Annotated in this window: 13 protein-coding genes and 1 tRNA gene; 7 read left to right on the top strand and 7 right to left on the bottom strand. The window is 63.5% G+C overall.

What is annotated here, in order from left to right; all coding sequences use genetic code 11:
• Positions 1–65: 65 nt before the first annotated feature.
• Positions 66–1,211 (top strand): branched-chain amino acid ABC transporter substrate-binding protein, encoded by a 1,146-nt coding sequence (locus NCS00_RS14000; protein ID WP_008352495.1) that lies wholly within the window; start codon positions 66–68, stop codon positions 1,209–1,211.
• A 61-nt stretch (positions 1,212–1,272) separates the two neighbouring features.
• On the opposite strand, the gene NCS00_RS13995 is transcribed toward NCS00_RS14000, so the two are convergent.
• The 4 genes from NCS00_RS13995 to NCS00_RS13980 form a co-directional block, all read right to left on the bottom strand.
• Positions 1,273–2,175, bottom strand: a complete 903-nt coding sequence (locus tag NCS00_RS13995; protein ID WP_250440307.1) for an NYN domain-containing protein — start codon at positions 2,173–2,175, stop codon at positions 1,273–1,275.
• A 127-nt stretch (positions 2,176–2,302) separates the two neighbouring features.
• The gene (locus NCS00_RS13990) at positions 2,303–2,818 is read right to left on the bottom strand and encodes a cytochrome b/b6 domain-containing protein (protein ID WP_239295428.1); all 516 of its coding nucleotides are present in this window, start codon (positions 2,816–2,818) and stop codon (positions 2,303–2,305) included.
• Positions 2,819–2,828: 10 nt separating this feature from the next.
• Complete coding sequence (locus NCS00_RS13985; RefSeq protein WP_008352500.1) at positions 2,829–3,092, bottom strand: PepSY domain-containing protein; 264 nt, start codon at positions 3,090–3,092, stop codon at positions 2,829–2,831.
• A gap of 78 nt (positions 3,093–3,170) precedes the next feature.
• Positions 3,171–4,862, bottom strand: coding sequence for a thiamine pyrophosphate-binding protein (locus tag NCS00_RS13980; protein ID WP_034472322.1), 1,692 nt, complete (start codon positions 4,860–4,862; stop codon positions 3,171–3,173).
• A 296-nt stretch (positions 4,863–5,158) separates the two neighbouring features.
• On the opposite strand from NCS00_RS13980, the gene flhF reads away from it, so the two are divergent.
• Genes flhF through NCS00_RS13965 form a run of 3 tightly spaced genes read left to right on the top strand, consistent with a single transcriptional unit; the run spans position 5,159 to position 8,591 of the window.
• Positions 5,159–6,931 (top strand): flagellar biosynthesis GTPase FlhF, encoded by a 1,773-nt coding sequence (flhF, locus tag NCS00_RS13975; RefSeq protein WP_250440306.1) that lies wholly within the window; start codon positions 5,159–5,161, stop codon positions 6,929–6,931.
• On the top strand, positions 6,924–7,841 hold the full coding sequence (locus tag NCS00_RS13970; protein WP_250440305.1) for a MinD/ParA family ATP-binding protein: 918 nt from the start codon (positions 6,924–6,926) through the stop codon (positions 7,839–7,841). The genes flhF and NCS00_RS13970 overlap by 8 nt, the downstream gene beginning before the upstream one ends.
• 18 nt (positions 7,842–7,859) lie before the next feature.
• Positions 7,860–8,591, top strand: coding sequence for an RNA polymerase sigma factor FliA (locus tag NCS00_RS13965; protein ID WP_008352509.1), 732 nt, complete (start codon positions 7,860–7,862; stop codon positions 8,589–8,591).
• A gap of 6 nt (positions 8,592–8,597) precedes the next feature.
• Here the strand turns inward: NCS00_RS13965 and NCS00_RS13960 are convergent, their stop codons facing one another.
• Complete coding sequence (locus NCS00_RS13960) at positions 8,598–9,692, bottom strand: GGDEF domain-containing protein (protein ID WP_250440304.1); 1,095 nt, start codon at positions 9,690–9,692, stop codon at positions 8,598–8,600.
• A 212-nt stretch (positions 9,693–9,904) separates the two neighbouring features.
• Between NCS00_RS13960 and NCS00_RS13955 the strand changes: the two genes are divergently transcribed.
• Positions 9,905–10,894 carry a Rieske 2Fe-2S domain-containing protein gene (locus NCS00_RS13955; protein WP_241814025.1) on the top strand — a complete coding sequence of 330 codons (990 nt, stop codon included), beginning with the start codon at positions 9,905–9,907 and terminating at the stop codon, positions 10,892–10,894.
• Between the two features lie 33 nt (positions 10,895–10,927).
• Here the strand turns inward: NCS00_RS13955 and NCS00_RS13950 are convergent.
• Positions 10,928–11,003, bottom strand: a tRNA-Arg gene (locus NCS00_RS13950).
• 312 nt (positions 11,004–11,315) lie between these two features.
• On the opposite strand from NCS00_RS13950, the gene NCS00_RS13945 reads away from it, so the two are divergent.
• Positions 11,316–12,203 (top strand): c-type cytochrome, encoded by an 888-nt coding sequence (locus NCS00_RS13945; protein ID WP_008352512.1) that lies wholly within the window; start codon positions 11,316–11,318, stop codon positions 12,201–12,203.
• Positions 12,204–12,270: 67 nt separating this feature from the next.
• On the opposite strand, the gene NCS00_RS13940 is transcribed toward NCS00_RS13945, so the two are convergent.
• Positions 12,271–14,358 carry a UvrD-helicase domain-containing protein gene (locus NCS00_RS13940; protein WP_008352515.1) on the bottom strand — a complete coding sequence of 696 codons (2,088 nt, stop codon included), beginning with the start codon at positions 14,356–14,358 and terminating at the stop codon, positions 12,271–12,273.
• 144 nt (positions 14,359–14,502) lie between these two features.
• On the opposite strand from NCS00_RS13940, the gene NCS00_RS13935 reads away from it, so the two are divergent.
• Positions 14,503–15,546 (top strand): oxidoreductase, encoded by a 1,044-nt coding sequence (locus tag NCS00_RS13935; RefSeq protein WP_250440303.1) that lies wholly within the window; start codon positions 14,503–14,505, stop codon positions 15,544–15,546.
• Positions 15,547–15,548: the final 2 nt, after the last annotated feature.

Below are 15,548 nucleotides of genomic sequence, written 5' to 3'. Positions count from 1 at the left end.
AGGCACGGCGTAACGGAGACACGCGCGGCACAGGCTGCCATCCACACTGGAACACAGGAGAAGCTATGAAGCACACGATGACCAAGCTGGCGGCAGCCATGACGCTCGCCGGCCTGTTCGCGGGGACCGCAGCTGCACAGCAGGCAGAAGACGTGAAGGTTGGCTACGCCGGCCCGCTGACCGGTGCGCAGGCGCACTACGGCAAGGACATGCAGAACGGCATCACGCTCGCCGTCGAAGACTTCAACGCCACGAAGCCGGTGATCGGCGGCAAGCCGGTTCGCATCGTGCTGAACTCGGCGGACGACCAGGCCGACCCGCGCACGGGCACGACCGTGGCGCAACGCCTCGTCGACGATGGCATCAAGGGCATGCTCGGCCACTTCAATTCGGGCACGACGATCCCGGCATCGCGCATCTACGCGAACGCGGGCATCCCCGAAATCGCGATGGCGACGGCGCCCGAGTACACGACGCAAGGCTTCAAGACCGCCTTCCGCATGATGACCTCCGACACGCAGCAAGGCTCGGTCGCGGGCGAGTTCGCGGTGAAGACGCTGAAGGTCAAGAAGATCGCGATCGTCGATGACCGCACGGCGTACGGCCAGGGTCTTGCCGACCAGTTCGAGAAGGCGGCGAAGGCGGCGGGCGGCACGATCGTCGACCGTGAATTCACGAACGACAAGGCTGTCGACTTCAAGGCGATTCTGACGAAGATCAAGTCGACGAATCCGGACCTCGTGTACTACGGCGGCGCGGATTCGCAAGCCGGCCCGATGGTCAAGCAGATGAAGACGCTCGGCTTCCGCGCGCCGCTGATGGCGGGCGAAATGGTGAAGACCGACACGTTCCTGAAGATCGCGGGCGACGCGGCTGACGGCACGGTGGCATCGCTCGCCGGCCTGCCGATGGACGAAATGCCGGGCGGCGCGGACTACTCGGCGAAGTACAAGAAGCGCTTCAACGAAGACGTGCAGACGTACTCGCCGTATGCCTACGACGGGGCGATGGCCATGTTCACCGCGATGAAGGCTGCGAACTCGACGGATCCGGCAAAGTACCTGCCGTTCCTCGCGAAGACCGACATGCAGGGCGTGACGGCGAAGCACCTGTCGTACGACTCGAAGGGCGATTTGAAGAACGGCGGGATTACGCTGTATAAGGTCGTCGGCGGGAAGTGGACGACGTTGCAGAGCGTGGGCGGGAAGTAAGGGCTTGTCGCAGTGTTCGAACGGCCCGGTCGCGAAAGCGGCTGGGCCGTTTTGTTTTCTTCTAGCTGCTGACCGTTCGAACCTTTCTCGCGAACAGACCTTTCTGTCCCATGCCCTCGAGATAGCTCACTTCCATGCCTACCTCGAGTTCATCGGAATCCGCGTCGGACAGTGCGGAGTAGTAAAAGTAGAGTCTCTTGAGGCCGTGTTCCGGCCTGATGTAGCCATATTTTTCCGTCAGACTTTCAATTGTTCCCATCTTCCGGTCGGCCTCTGGCGTACCGGAATTAGGTTGTCGGTCGCGGCGTCGTTGGAACAGGTCGCTCAAGACATCGCGCTCGTCTCCTCGCGTCTCATCCATCTTGTCGATGACTTCGGACATCGAGATGCGATAGCTCACTTCCTTTAGCAACATTGTGCTTGGTCGTTCAGGCTTGGCGTCGCCATTACTGACTGACTGCGTGAAGGTCCAGGTGACGATCATGACGCGGATTCCCAGAGTCTTGAGTTTGCGGACCAGTGGGACATAGTCGCTGTCGCTTGCAATCAACACGACGACGTCAAAGTGCTTGTGGATCGAAAGGTCGAAGGCTTCGAGCGCAAGCCATACGTCGATCCCTTTTTCCTTTCCGGCGAAGTTCATCGGCAGATAATGCGCAGTGACATTCTCGCGCATCAACATGTCATCAACGACGCGATCGTAGTAGAACGCATCACCGCCTTTCTCTTTGCTCTTTTGCGCCGAGAAGCGTCCCCTGAAATAATGAGCGTCGATTACTTGACAGTTGCCAATGTCGACAGCTTCCTCGTCGGCAACCTTATAGCGGATGTACTCATGCAGCCCGGGAATCGAAATCCAGGCCTTCTTCTCATGCTGATGGTTGTAGTACTTGCTGACGCGATCGAAATAATTGCCATCGTAAAAAACGCCGATCTTGGTCAGTTGCCTCGCTGCGTGAGACATCGTGCAGTCGCTCCTTTATCGTTTATCGAAGTCGGCTCTCTGAATCGAGAGCGTGGATCCGATTATCCGAAGCTGCCAGATGTCTTCGATAGTGCAGGATGCTGAATTTAAGTTGCCCAGAAGCAGTTCAGTCGGACGCTTTCTTGATTCGCTTATTCCCCGTCACCATCGCCCGAACCAAATTCTCCCGCGTCCACACGCTCATCAGCACGGCCGCGGCGACGTGCACGCAGACACAAACCTCGACCGCGATGGCGAGCCACGCATGAATCTCCTGCGGCCAGTCCTCGCCCCAGAACGCATCGAGCCGCATGATCCACCCGGACAGCGCGAGCGCGAGAATCAGGAACCAGAGAAGGAGCGCCATCAACCCGCCAAGCGGATTGTGCGAAACGTGATGGATCGGCCTGGCCCTGGCAAGCGACCTCAGATAGTCGACGAGATGCGAGCGCGTCGGCCACCACGCCGAAAACCGCGCATGACGCGAGCCGACGAAACCCCAAACGATACGCGCAACGACAAGCCCGGCCGCGACATACCCGAGCACGCGATGCGTGGAATCCGTCGGTCCGAACAGATTCCACAAGACGATGCCCGCGACGGCCCAATGCGTCAGCCGGACGAAGCCGTCCCAGACTTTCACGGCGCGAGCGTCATTCGACTTCCGACTTCACGACCGCCAGCGTCTTCGTGTCGTAATAGATCTCTACCTTCTTGCCGTTCTTGTCGTGACCGTAGATTTCGTAGCAGTTGCCATCGACCTTGAACTTGCGGATCTTGTAGCCTTGCGCTTCAAGCTGCGCCTTGGCATCCGATTCCTTCATCCATTCGCTCTTCGGATGCGCCGTGCAATCCGCCTTCGCGAATGCCGCACCCGAAAAGCCCAACGCCAACGACAAAGCCAGAACCTTAAGCATCGCTAACTCCCGGTGTTTTCGAACTGGCTACTCTACTGCCACCGGAAGCGCGCTGCAAGCAGCTTGAAAGTTTGTCCGCTAGCGCTTGCCTTGCTGGCGAATTTGTTCGAGTGTCGCGCCCGGCGTGCTCTGGTCCCGCGGAATGCGAATCTCGATCACCGCGGGCAAGCCGGATTCCCGCGCGCGCTCGAACGCAGGCATGAACTGCTCCGTCGATTCGACCAGCTCGCCATGCGCGCCAAACGCGCGCGCATATGCGGCGAAATCCGGATTCGTGAGCTCCGTCCCGTGCACGCGATTCGGATAATGCCGCTCCTGATGCATGCGGATCGTGCCGTACTGCGCGTTGTTCACGACGATGAAAATCACCGGCAGCCGATACTGCATCGCCGTTGCGAGTTCGTTGCTCGACATCATGAAGCAGCCGTCGCCCGCAAACGCGATCACCGTGCGGTCCGGATACAGCGACTTCGCGGCGATCGCGGCGGGCACGCCGTAGCCCATCGCACCGCTCGTCGGCGCGCACTGCGACCGGAAATGCCGATACGAATAATGCCGATGGAGCCACGTCGCGTAATTGCCCGCGCCGTTCGTCAGGATCGAATCGGCGGGAATCGTCTCGGCGAGCTGACGCATGATTTCGCCGAGCTGCACATCGCCCAACATCGGGCGCGGCTTGCGCCACTCGAGATACGCGGCGTGCGCGGCTTCGGCGCTGCCATCCCATGCAACGCTGGCGGGCGCTTCCAGCGAAGCCAGAAGAGACGCGATCTCCGGCATGCCCGACACGATGGGCAATTCCGCGCTATACACGCGCCCGAGTTCCTCCGCGCCCTGATGCACGTGGATGAGCGTCTGCTTCGTCTTCGGGATATCGAGCAGCGTGTAGCCGCCCGTCGTCGATTCGCCCATGCGCGGGCCGAGCACGAAGAGCACGTCCGCATCGCGCACGCGCGCGGCGAGCGCCGGATTGATCCCGAGGCCGACATCGCCCGCGTAGTTCGGATGGTCGTTGGAGAGCGTGTCCTGAAAGCGGAACGCGCAGCCGACCGGCAGTTTCCACGCTTCCACGAAGCGCGCGAAGTCCTGCGTCGCCTCGGCGGTCCAGCCGCTTCCGCCCGCGATCACGAACGGCTTCTTCGCGTTCGCGAGCAGTTCGCGCAGGCGCTCCATCTGCGCCTTCGACGGCGACGCCGCCACGCGCTGATATCGCGGCGCGGGCGGCACGGCATCGACAGTTTCGGTCAGCATGTCTTCCGGCAGCGCGAGCACGACCGGACCCGGACGGCCGGACATCGCCGTGTGAAACGCGTGGCTCATGTATTCAGGCACGCGGCGCGGATCGTCGATCTGCGCGACCCACTTCGCCATCTGCCCGAACATGCGCCGATAGTCGATTTCCTGAAACGCCTCGCGGTCCATGTGATCGCGAGCGCATTGGCCGATGAGCAGGATCATCGGCGTCGAGTCCTGAAACGCGGTGTGCACGCCGATCGACGCGTGCGTCGCGCCCGGCCCGCGCGTCACGATCGCGACGCCCGGCTTGCCGGTGAGCTTGCCGACCGCCTCGGCCATGTTCGCCGCGCCCGCCTCGTGGCGGCAGACGATCGTCTGAATCTGCTCGGTCTCGTCATGCAGGGAATCGAGCACGGCGAGGAAGCTCTCGCCGGGCACGCAGAACACGCGCTCGACGCCGTGATGGACGAGCGCATCGACGAGCAATCGCGCGCCGGTGGTTTGATCCTGTGAGGAAGGGACAGCGGACGTCATGCGAAGAAGTCTCCTTTGATTGTCCGGCGCGGCTTCGATGCGCGCGGAGCCTAAAGCTTACGCCGCCGCGCCCACGCGCGGAAACGGGCGAAGCGGAATCTTTTTCCGGGCAAACGCCCGCCCTTGCGATGCACGGCGCGCTTCCATCAGCCGAAATACCCCTTTTTCTCACCCCTTATCCAGCGATGGACAAAGACTCAAGTTCGCAATAATGGCTTCACTGAAAAGCGGACACGGCAACGAGCCAAGTGGGTCCGCTTGCTAAAGATCGCAGTTTCACCTCATCGGGGGCAAGTTTGAACATTCGTAAATTCATCGGCGCGAACAGCCGCGACGCACTGCGCCAGGTTCGTGAAGCGCTCGGCCCCGATGCCATCGTGTTGTCCAATCGCACGCTCGATGACGGCTCGGTCGAGATCGTCGGCGTCGCGGACAGCGACATCGCGTCGATCTCGCCCGCCGCGAAGGAACAGGCAGCACGTTCGGCGGGCACGTCGCGCGCCGCGCTGGCCGCCGCTGCAGCCGCGATGCCGGCGAAGCAGTCGGCCGCGAATCCGTACGCGAGCGGCGATGTGTTCTCGTCCGTCTTCGGCGCGAACACCGATGCGGACGATGAATTTCACGCCGAGCCGGAAGCTCGCGCAGAAGACGACACGCCGCCGACGATGGCCGATTCCAATCCGTGGCTGATCGAGCATGCGAAGCGCATCGCGCAGCAGGCGTCGATGCCGTCGAACCGTCCGCTGACCGCGTCGGCTGCGATCGCACGCGGCATGGGCGTGCCGGTCCCGGTGACTGCGCAAGAGACGCGCGTCGAAAAGACGGCGGACTCGGCCCGCTACGCCATGCGTCAGCAAACGAAGCGCGCGGAAGCCGCCGTCGAGCCGAAGGTCCAAACGCCCGACTGGGCACGCGAAGCCGCGCAAATCGCCGCGCGCCGCGCCGCGCAGAAGATCAACGCGAGCGCGCCGCACGCCGAAGCAGCCGAGGCGAACGCCGCGCCGGCATCGAAGGAACACGCATTCGATGGCTTGCCCGCGAACGCGGCGGCCGTCGTCACCGAAGCGATCCGCACGCGCATGGAGCAGGTCGTCAACGAAACGGTGATGAACGAGCTTTCGTCGATGCGCTCGATGATGGAAGAGCACTTCTCCGGTCTCATGTGGGGCGAGCGCCAGCGCCGCAACCCGACGGGCGGCGCGCTCACGAAGCGTTTGTTCGCCGCCGGTTTCTCGGCGCAGCTCGTCCGCATGATGGTGGACAACATGCCGGAACTCGAGAGCGTCGAAGGCGCGCTCGAGTGGGTGCAGCAGGTGCTCGAATCGAACATTCCGGTGATGGACAGCGAAGACGCGCTGATGGAACGCGGCGGCGTGTTCGCACTGATGGGCCCGACTGGCGTCGGCAAGACGACCACGACGGCCAAGCTTGCCGCGCGCTGCGTGATGCGCTTCGGCGCAAGCAAGGTCGCGCTGCTCACGACCGACAGCTACCGTATCGGCGCGCACGAGCAACTGCGCATTTTCGGCAAGATTCTCGGTGTGTCGGTTCACGCGGTGAAGGACGGCGCGGACCTGCAACTCGCGCTTTCGGAACTCCGCAACAAACATATCGTGCTGATCGACACGATCGGCATGAGCCAGCGCGATCGCATGGTCTCGGATCAGATCGCGATGCTGTGCGGCGCGGGTCATCCGGTGCAGCGCATCCTGCTGCTCAACGCGACGAGCCACGGCGACACGCTCAACGAAGTCGTGCAGGCCTACAAGAGCGCGGCGGACCAGCCGCCGCTCGCGGGCTGCATCCTGACCAAGCTCGACGAAGCGACGAATCTCGGCGGCGTGCTCGATACGGTCATCCGCTACAAGCTGCCGGTGCATTACGTGTCGACCGGTCAGAAAGTGCCGGAGAACCTGTACGTCGCGACCAAGCGGTTTCTCATCAAGAGCGCGTTCTGCATCCCGCGCGACAACTCGCCCTTCGTGCCGCAAGACGAAGAAACGCCTGCGCTGCTGTCCGCGTTGTCCGCGCGCGCCACGACCGAACTGCATGAGGTGCACTTTGGATAAGTTCGTGCTCGACCAGGCGGAAGGCCTGCGACGGCTCCTTACGCGCGCCGGTTCGCGCGTGGTGGCGGTCGCGGGCGCACCGGCGGGCATCGGATGCACGTCGGCGGTGGTGAATCTCGGCGCGGCGCTTTCCATCCACGGCAAGGACGTGCTCGTGATCGACGAGCACCGCAACGCGGGATCGGTGAGCCGTCTCGTGGGCACCGAAGACGCGGGCGCGCTCGCCTCGGTGATGTCGGGCCGGCGCATGCTCGGCGATGCCGTCGAGCGCACGCCGTTCGGCTTCTCGCTGATGGCCGCGCCGCGCGACGAACGCATCGTTCACGATGCCGCGCAATGCCGCGCGCTGCTCGACGGTCCGGCGGACATCGTGCTGATCGATGCGCAACTCGATCGCCACGGCGCGCTGTCGACGCTCGCGGCGCAGGCGCATGACTTTCTTATTGTGACGCGGGTAGCCGCGTCGGCGATCACCGAGGCGTATGCGTGCATGAAACGACTGCACTACGCCCATGCGATCGGCCAGTTCCGCGTGCTCGTCAATCACGTGCAGAACCCGGCCGACGCGGCGGTCGCGTTCGACAACCTGTCGGGCGTCGCGAGCCGGTATCTGGCCGTGTCGCTCGTGCAGGCGGGATATGTGTCCGAGGATGCGCGCGTCGCTCGGGCGATGGAACTCTCACGCTGCGCAGTCGAAGCGTTCCCGGCCACGGCCGCGGCGCGCGACTACCGCGCAATCGCGGCGGAGCTCCTGCACTGGCCGATGCGCCCCGCGCCTTATATGCGCGATGCGGGCGGCCAGGCCGACGCGCGAAATCCGGTTAGCGACTCTGTACAGGGCGCGCGGGAGGCGTCGCATCGTGCGGCTGCGCTTCACGACTTTGCATTGAGCAGCACGGCGTCGATGTGATCAAGATAGGTGACCAAGATGTATAACGCCCAAGGCAAACTCTCACAGTCGGAAGTGCTGACGAAATACGCACCGCTCGTTCGACGGCTGGGGCTCCAACTCGTCGCCAAGATGCCGGCGAGCGTCGATCTCGACGATCTCATTCAGGCCGGCATGATCGGCCTGCTGGACGCGGCGAGCCGCTACAAGGAAGATCAGGGCGCGCAGTTCGAAACATATGCGAGCCAGCGCATCCGCGGCGCGATGCTGGATGAGCTCCGCGCGAACGACTGGCTGCCGCGCAGCATGCGCAAGACGTCGCGCGAAGTGGAATCGGCGGTGCACAAGGTCGAGCAGAACCTCGGCCGCGCGGCGAGCGAGCAGGAAATCGCCGAACACATGAAGATGCCGCTCGACGAATATCAGTCGATGCTTCAGGACCTGCACGGCAGCCAGCTGATCTATTACGAAGACTTCGATCGCTCCGCCGACGACGAGCCGTTCCTCGACCGCTATTGCGTCGATCGTTCGGATCCGCTGTCCGCGCTGCTCGACGACAGCCTTCGCGGCGCGCTGATCGAAGCCATCGACAAGCTGCCCGAGCGCGAGAAGCTCCTGATGAGCCTCTATTACGAACGCGGCCTGAACCTGCGCGAAATCGGCGCGGTGATGGAAGTGAGCGAGTCGCGCGTGTGTCAGTTGCACAGCCAGGCGGTCGCGCGTCTGCGCACGAAGCTGCGCGAGCAGGCGTGGACGAGCGTCGAGGCCTGACGTTCTCTAGCTGATCTCGAAGTCCCGCGTCTCGGCGAAGACCGTTTTCCCTTCGCCGAGACTTTTCGCGCGGTACATCGCGCGGTCGGCGGCGCGCAGCACGGCGGTCATGCCGGTTTGATGCGCGGACGCCGCGCTCGAAAGCAGGCATGCGCCGATGCTCGCCGATACCGACACCGGCCGCTCCTGCACCGACGTAATTTCGCCGAGCGCCGAATGGATGTTGTCGGCCACCGACAACACGGCGTCGCGGTCGCGCATCTGATGCGCGAGCACGACGAACTCGTCGCCGCCCAGACGCGCGATGGTGTCCGACTTGCGCATGCGCTTCGCGAGCGAGTCCGCGAAGGCTTGCAGCAGCAGATCGCCGACGGCGTGACCGTAGGTATCGTTCACTTCCTTGAAGCCGTCGAGATCGATCAGAAGGAGCGCGGTGGCGTGATCGCCATTGGCTTCGGGCGCGTTCATCGCGCGATCGACGACTCTTTCCAGCGCGTACCGGTTCGACAGACCCGTGAGCGGATCGGTCGATGCCTGACGCGCTAGATCGCGATTCGCGTTGCCGAGCCGATCGACGAGCACGCTCAGATACACCGATGCGCCGAGTACGCTCAGCGCGAGCCCGATCGCGGCGGGAAGATTCTCGTGCCACCACGGCTGCCAGACGGCCATCGCCGTGACGATGATGAGCGCCGTCGCGCACGATACGGCGAGCGTGCGCTTGCCGTATCGGCATCCCGAACCGATCAGAAACCAGAACATCACCCAGAGAAGCGACAGCGCCGTTGCGCCGCCCGCGGCGAGCGCGAGCCCGAGGATCGTCTGATCGGCGATGGTCGTGACGGTCAGGCGTGCAACAGAAGGCGCGCTCATGCGGCTGACGATCAGAAGCGTGATCGCCCCATAAGACACATAGAGCGCGACGAGGCGCGTGGTCAGGAAGGCATCGTGTGAAGGGCGGAGCCACGCGAAAACGCCGTAAGCCAGAAGAACCACCGCTCCCATCCAGACCCGCAGCGTGGCCTGCTCGCGTTCCGGATTCCGGTGTTCGGACCATGCGAAGGCATAAGTCCGGCGTGCCGGTTGATGCGCCTGCTCCATACTGAACCCCTGGATGGTGATTTCTTTCTTTTATCTTGCTGCCAAGTACTGCGGCCCCGTCGCATGGCATCGGCTGAATGGAGTGGTATCGAGTTGCACCGAGCGAGCGATCCGCTATTTTGCAACGTTTTGCGAAGACGCTGTGTTTCGTGTAAGAACAGCTTAAGAACGTCCATTTCTCATTCACGGCGATGCGCGACGAATCCATTTCTTTGGCTGCCGAATGGCTGCCCGTTTGCAATAGCGAAGACGTGCCGGAAGGCGGCGCGCGCGGATTCATCGTGGCCGATGAGCGGATCGTCGTGTGGCGGGACAGCATCGGCGCGGCGCATGCGTGGCGCGATTACTGTCCGCATCGGGGCGCGCAGTTGTCGCTCGGGCATGTGATGCGCGATCAGATCGTGTGTCCGTATCACGGCTGGAGTTACGACATCGAAGGACAGTGTTTGCGGATTCCGTCGAATCCTTCATTGCGTCCGTCGAAGCGCGCGTGCGCGACGACTTTCGTTTGCGAAGAGAAGTACGGCGTTATCTGGATGTGTTTCGGCGAGCCTGCGTATGCGCTCGATTTCTTTCCCGAAGCCGCGATTCCCGGTGGCCGGCGCATCAATCTCGCGCCGCAGACGGTGAGGTCGTCGGCGCCGCGCGTCGTCGAGAATTTTCTGGACATGGCGCATTTCTCGTTCGTGCATGCGGGGATTCTGGGCGAGGACACGCATACGGAAGTGCCCGATTACGAAGTCGTCGCGAGCGATGAAGGTCTGGAAGCGCGGCAATGCCGATACTGGCAACCGGCGGGAATGCCGGGGCAGGGCGGCGGCGCGATGATCGATTATGTGTATCGCGTGAAGCGGCCTTTGATCGCGAAGCTGACGAAGATGGCGTCGGGCGGGCAGGGCGCGCTGCATATCATGCTGGCGGCGTCGCCGGTGACGCAGACAGAGACGCGCGCGTGGCTCGTCTCGATTCACGAGGATGATTCGACGCATTCCGATCGCGAGCTATACGACTTCAATATGGAGATTTTGATGCAGGACACGCCGGTGGTGGAGTCGCAATGGCCGCAGCGCTTGCCGCTCGATCTCGATGCGGAGTTGCATCAGAAGTGCGATCGGATGGCGGTGGCTTATAGGAGGTGGTTGGCGGGGATGGGGTTTGGTTGGGGGACGACGACGGCGAACCGCGAGGGCGGACTCGAGTAGTTTCGACTGCGACGGCTGTCGAGTGGAAACGCTTGGCGCGCCCGGCTGGGATCGAACCAGCAACCCCTGCCTTCGGAGGGCAGTACTCTATCCATTGAGCTACGGGCGCATCGGAGAAGGGCTTGCGGAAGAACTACACACGCCGTAAGACGGCTGCAAGGCCCATGCGAATCCGAGAGGATACCTGTTTTCCGTGACGCCGTCCATTGTGCGGGACCGAGCGCCCTGCGCGGAACGAGTCACAAAGCATCACACGATTCGGGTAAACGCCCGCTTCACCGCCCCGGCCACCCCGCGCCGACAGTTAAGCGTTCCGTCTATAATCGACCGTGCCTTTCCCCAAGGCGCGCCTAGCGCACTGCCGTAGCTGTCACGCTGTCACTGAACCGACTCACACCAAAAAACGGGAGACGAGACAAGCATGAGCGAAGCACCCCACGGAGCCCCGATCAAGACACCCGGCCAACTCATCGCCGCGGTCATCGCGGGATTCGGCATCCCGGTCGCCATCATCATCCTGCTCGCGGTGTACGTGAACAATTCCACGCGCACCGGCGCCGGCACGGACATCGAGCAGTCGGTCAACGCGCGCATCGCGCCCGCCGCACAAGTCGATGTCCGCGACGCCAACGCGCCGCGCGTCTACAAGTCCGGCGAGGAAGTCTTCAAGGCCGTGTGCTCGGCCTGTCACGCGACAGGCACCGCCGGCGCGCCCAAGTTCGGCGATGCCGGCGCATGGGCCCCGCGCATCGGCGAAGGTTACGACACGCTGCTGCACAACGCGCTCAACGGCAAGGGCGGCATGCCCGCGCGCGGCGGCACCAGCCCCGACGATTACTCCGACTTCGAAATCGCGCGCGCGGTCGTCTATATGGCGAACGGCAGCGGCGGCAAGCTCGCGGAACCGGCGCAACCGGCATCGGGCGCCGCGGCTGCATCGAGCGCGGCAGCGCCCGCCGCAGCCAGTTCGAACGAAAATGCTCAGGCCGCCGCAGCGGTCGCGGCGCTCGCATCGGTGCCGGCGGTTGCATCGGCGGCGCCGGCCGCGGGCGCGCAAAGCGCCGACGCCGCTCAGGCGGGCAAGGCGCTCTACGAGCAGGTCTGTCAGGCGTGTCACGCGGCGGGCGTGCTCGGCGCGCCGAAGTTCGGCGACAAGGCCGCGTGGGCGCCGCGCCTGAAAGAGCCGATGGACACCGTCTACAACTACGCGCTGCACGGCAAGGGCGCGATGCCGCCAAAGGGCGGATCGAACGCATCGGATGCAGATGTGAAAGCCGCCGTCGATTACATGGCGAACGCGGCGAAGTAAGCGAAAAAAAACCCCGCGCGAGCGCTCGGCGCGAGCGGAGTTTTTCATCAGCAAGACGGCAAACCGTTCACGTCTTCTGCAACATCGCCTTGAGCATCGCCATGCGATCTTTCGGCGACAAAGGCGCTTCTTCGGCCGTCGGCGGCGGCGCATCGTCGAGCAGCATCTCTGGGATGAACCGCGACGGCTCGCACACCACCGTCTCCCGCGCGCGCTTTCTCTTCTTGCACCAGTTCAGATGCAGACTGCGCTGCGCCCGCGTGATCGCGACATACATCAGCCGGCGCTCTTCCTCGATGCGCGAATCGTCGACGGGCGCGTCGTCGTCCGAACTGCCGCGATGCGGCATGATGCCTTCCTCGACGCCCACCAGAAAGACGTGTGGATACTCCAGCCCCTTCGACGCATGCACCGTCGACAGGCGCACTGCATCCGGGTCTTCTTCCTTGCCTTCGAGCATCGACATCAGCGCGACGGTCTGGATCAGGCCGAGCAGGTTCTTGCCTTCATCGGCGAAACCGTCGGCGGTGTCGAAACCGGTCTGCTCCGCGCCCGGCGCGGCTTCCGGCTTCGTGCCCTTGCGCTTCAGCCATTCGAGAAATTCGAGCACGTTCTGCCATTTCGACTGCGCCTGGCGCTCGTCGTACGCGTCATAGAGATACGACTCGTAGTGGATGGCTTCCATCATGTCGTCGAGAACTTCGGTCGCGGGATCGCGCGCGGCGCGGTCCGACAGACGCCGGATCCATTCGCAGAACGTGCGCAGCGGCTCGACCTGCCGCGCCGACAGACGCGCCTCGATGCCGCCCATGAACACCGCCTCGAACAGCGACACCTTCGCCGCGCCCGCGAATGCGCCGAGCGCTTCGAGCGTCGTGTTGCCGACACCGCGTCGCGGCGTGGTGATGGCGCGGATGAAAGCGGGATCGTCGTCGGGATTGGCGATCAGCCGCAGATACGCGATCAGATCCTTGATCTCGGCCTTGTCGAAGAACGATTGCCCGCCCGAGAGCACATAAGGAATGCGCTCCCGCCGCAACACCTGTTCGAAGATGCGCGCCTGAAAGTTGCCGCGATAGAGAATCGCGTAATCGCGAAATTGCGTGCGCCGCTCGAACTTGTGCGCCGACAAGCGAAACACGACGGATTCCGCCTCGTGCTCTTCGTCGTTGCAGCCGGTGACGGTGATCGTGTCGCCCATGCCGTGCTCGGACCAGAGCTTCTTCTCGAACAGCTTCGGATTGTTGGCGATGACGTTGTTCGCCGCCGTCAGAATCCGCACCGTCGAGCGATAGTTCTGCTCCAGCTTGATGACATGCAGCTTCGGGAAATCCTTGCCGAGTTGCGCGAGATTTTCGATGGTCGCGCCGCGCCAGCCGTAGATCGCCTGGTCATCGTCGCCGACGGCCGTGAACGCGGCGCGCGGACCGGCCAGCAGCTTCACGAGTTCATACTGGCACGCGTTCGTGTCCTGATATTCGTCGATCAGCAGATAGCGCAGGCGGTTCTGCCACTTGTCGCGCACCTGCTCGTTCTCCGCGAAAAGCTGCGCGGGACGCAGGATCAGATCGTCGAAATCGAGCGCCTGATACGCGTGCAGCGTCGCGGCGTAACTCCGATAGACGATCGCCGCCTGATGCTCGTCCTCGTTGCTCGCGAGCACGGACGCCTGATCGGGCGAAACCATCGCGTTCTTCCACAGCGAGATGATCGACTGGATCTTGCGGATCAGGCCTTTGTCCGTCGTGCCGAGCTGTTCCTGAACCATGCCGAAGCAATCGTCGGAATCCATGATCGAGAACTGCGGCTTGAGTCCGACGTGTTCCGCTTCCTGCCGCATGATCTGCACGCCGAGCGAGTGGAACGTGCAAATCGTCAACTGATTGACGGGAATCTTGCGGCCTTCCTTGCCGGGCGTCGTGAGCGTCTTGCCTTCGAGGAGCTTGGCCGTGCGCTCGCGCATTTCGAGCGCGGCCTTGTTCGTGAAGGTGAGCGCGGCGATGTGCTTCGGCTCGAAGCCGCGCCCTTCGATCAGATGCGCGATCTTCTGCGTGATGACGCGCGTCTTGCCGCTGCCCGCGCCGGCGAGCACGAGACAGGGACCATCGAGATAGCGCACGGCTTCGCTTTGCGCGGCGTTCAGACCAGCGGACATCGTTTTGGCTTTGGAGTTTGGGCGCGCCTGGCTGTGACTTGCGCGCGAAAGGAGAGCGCGATGTTAACACGATAGAGGCGGCGCGGTTCCGGCCCCTGTTCGTGCCACAATATCCGGTCAATTCAACGACAGGACGATGCCCGCATGGACACAGCACTCAAAGTCGGCGTAATGGGCTACGGCCTCGCCGGCGCGACGTTTCACGCGCCCGTCATCGAGCACTGCGGCCACGCCGAAGTCACGGCCATCGCCACGTCGCAGGCCGAGCGCGCGCAGGCCGATTATCCGAACGCGCGGATCGTCGCGGATTTCGACGCGCTGCTCGCCATCGACGAACTCCAGTGCGTCGTCGTCGCGACGCCGAACGACACGCACTTCGATCTCGCGCATCGGGCGCTGTCGGCGGGCAAACACGTGGTCGTCGACAAACCGGTGACGCTTTCGTCGCGCGACGCCCGCACGCTCGCCGATCTCGCGCAGCAGAAAGGGCTCGTGTTCGCGCCGTTTCACAACCGTCGCTGGGACGGCGATTTCATGACGGTGCGCGCGCTCATCGAAAGCGGACGGCTCGGGCGCATCACGCATTACGAATCGCATTTCGACCGTTTCCGCCCGAAAGTGCCGCAGCGCTGGCGCGAGGAAGCGGAGCGCGGCGGCGGCCTGCTGTTCGATCTGGGGCCGCATCTGATCGATCAGGCGCTGACGCTCTTCGGCGCGCCGCAAACGGTGACGGCGTTCGTGAAGGCGCATCGCGACCACGCGCACGCGCCGGACTACGTGCATCTCGTGCTCGGTTACGCCGACAAGGAAGTGATCCTGCACGCGAGCGCGCTCGCGGCGCTGGAGCCGCCGCGTTTCGCGATCCACGGCACGCGCGGCAGTTATGTGAAGAACGGGCTCGATACGCAGGAAGATCAGTTGCGTTCGGGGATGCGCCCGGGCAATCCGGAGTTCGCGAAGAATCCGCCGGGCACGTTGCGCGAGGTCGATGGCGATCTCGATCTGCGTCACGAATTCGCCACGAAAGATGGCGCGTACGTCGAGTTTTATCGTGCGCTGGCGGCGGCGATTCTGGATGGCAAGCCGTTTCCGGTTTCGCCGCAGGACGCAGTCGACACGATGACGATCATCGAACTCGCGATGCAGAGCGAGCAAGAAGGGCGGCGCGTGCCCTTCGCGCGCGGCTGACG

It is taken from the genome of Caballeronia sp. AZ1_KS37 (genome assembly GCF_023631165.1).
Lineage (GTDB): Bacteria > Pseudomonadota > Gammaproteobacteria > Burkholderiales > Burkholderiaceae > Caballeronia > Caballeronia zhejiangensis.
This window is presented reverse-complemented; position numbering and strand designations above follow the sequence as displayed.

Excerpts from the sequence above, each read along its gene's own strand:
- NCS00_RS14000 (WP_008352495.1), top strand. The coding sequence starts at position 66 with ATGAAGCACACGATGACCAAGCTGGCGGCAGCCATGACGCTCGCCGGC.
- NCS00_RS13995 (WP_250440307.1), bottom strand. The coding sequence starts at position 2,175 with ATGTCTCACGCAGCGAGGCAACTGACCAAGATCGGCGTTTTTTACGAT.
- NCS00_RS13985 (WP_008352500.1), bottom strand. The coding sequence starts at position 3,092 with ATGCTTAAGGTTCTGGCTTTGTCGTTGGCGTTGGGCTTTTCGGGTGCG.
- NCS00_RS13980 (WP_034472322.1), bottom strand. The coding sequence starts at position 4,862 with ATGACGTCCGCTGTCCCTTCCTCACAGGATCAAACCACCGGCGCGCGA.
- NCS00_RS13965 (WP_008352509.1), top strand. The coding sequence starts at position 7,860 with ATGTATAACGCCCAAGGCAAACTCTCACAGTCGGAAGTGCTGACGAAA.
- NCS00_RS13960 (WP_250440304.1), bottom strand. The coding sequence starts at position 9,692 with ATGGAGCAGGCGCATCAACCGGCACGCCGGACTTATGCCTTCGCATGG.
- NCS00_RS13945 (WP_008352512.1), top strand. The coding sequence starts at position 11,316 with ATGAGCGAAGCACCCCACGGAGCCCCGATCAAGACACCCGGCCAACTC.
- NCS00_RS13940 (WP_008352515.1), bottom strand. The coding sequence starts at position 14,358 with ATGTCCGCTGGTCTGAACGCCGCGCAAAGCGAAGCCGTGCGCTATCTC.
- NCS00_RS13935 (WP_250440303.1), top strand. The coding sequence starts at position 14,503 with ATGGACACAGCACTCAAAGTCGGCGTAATGGGCTACGGCCTCGCCGGC.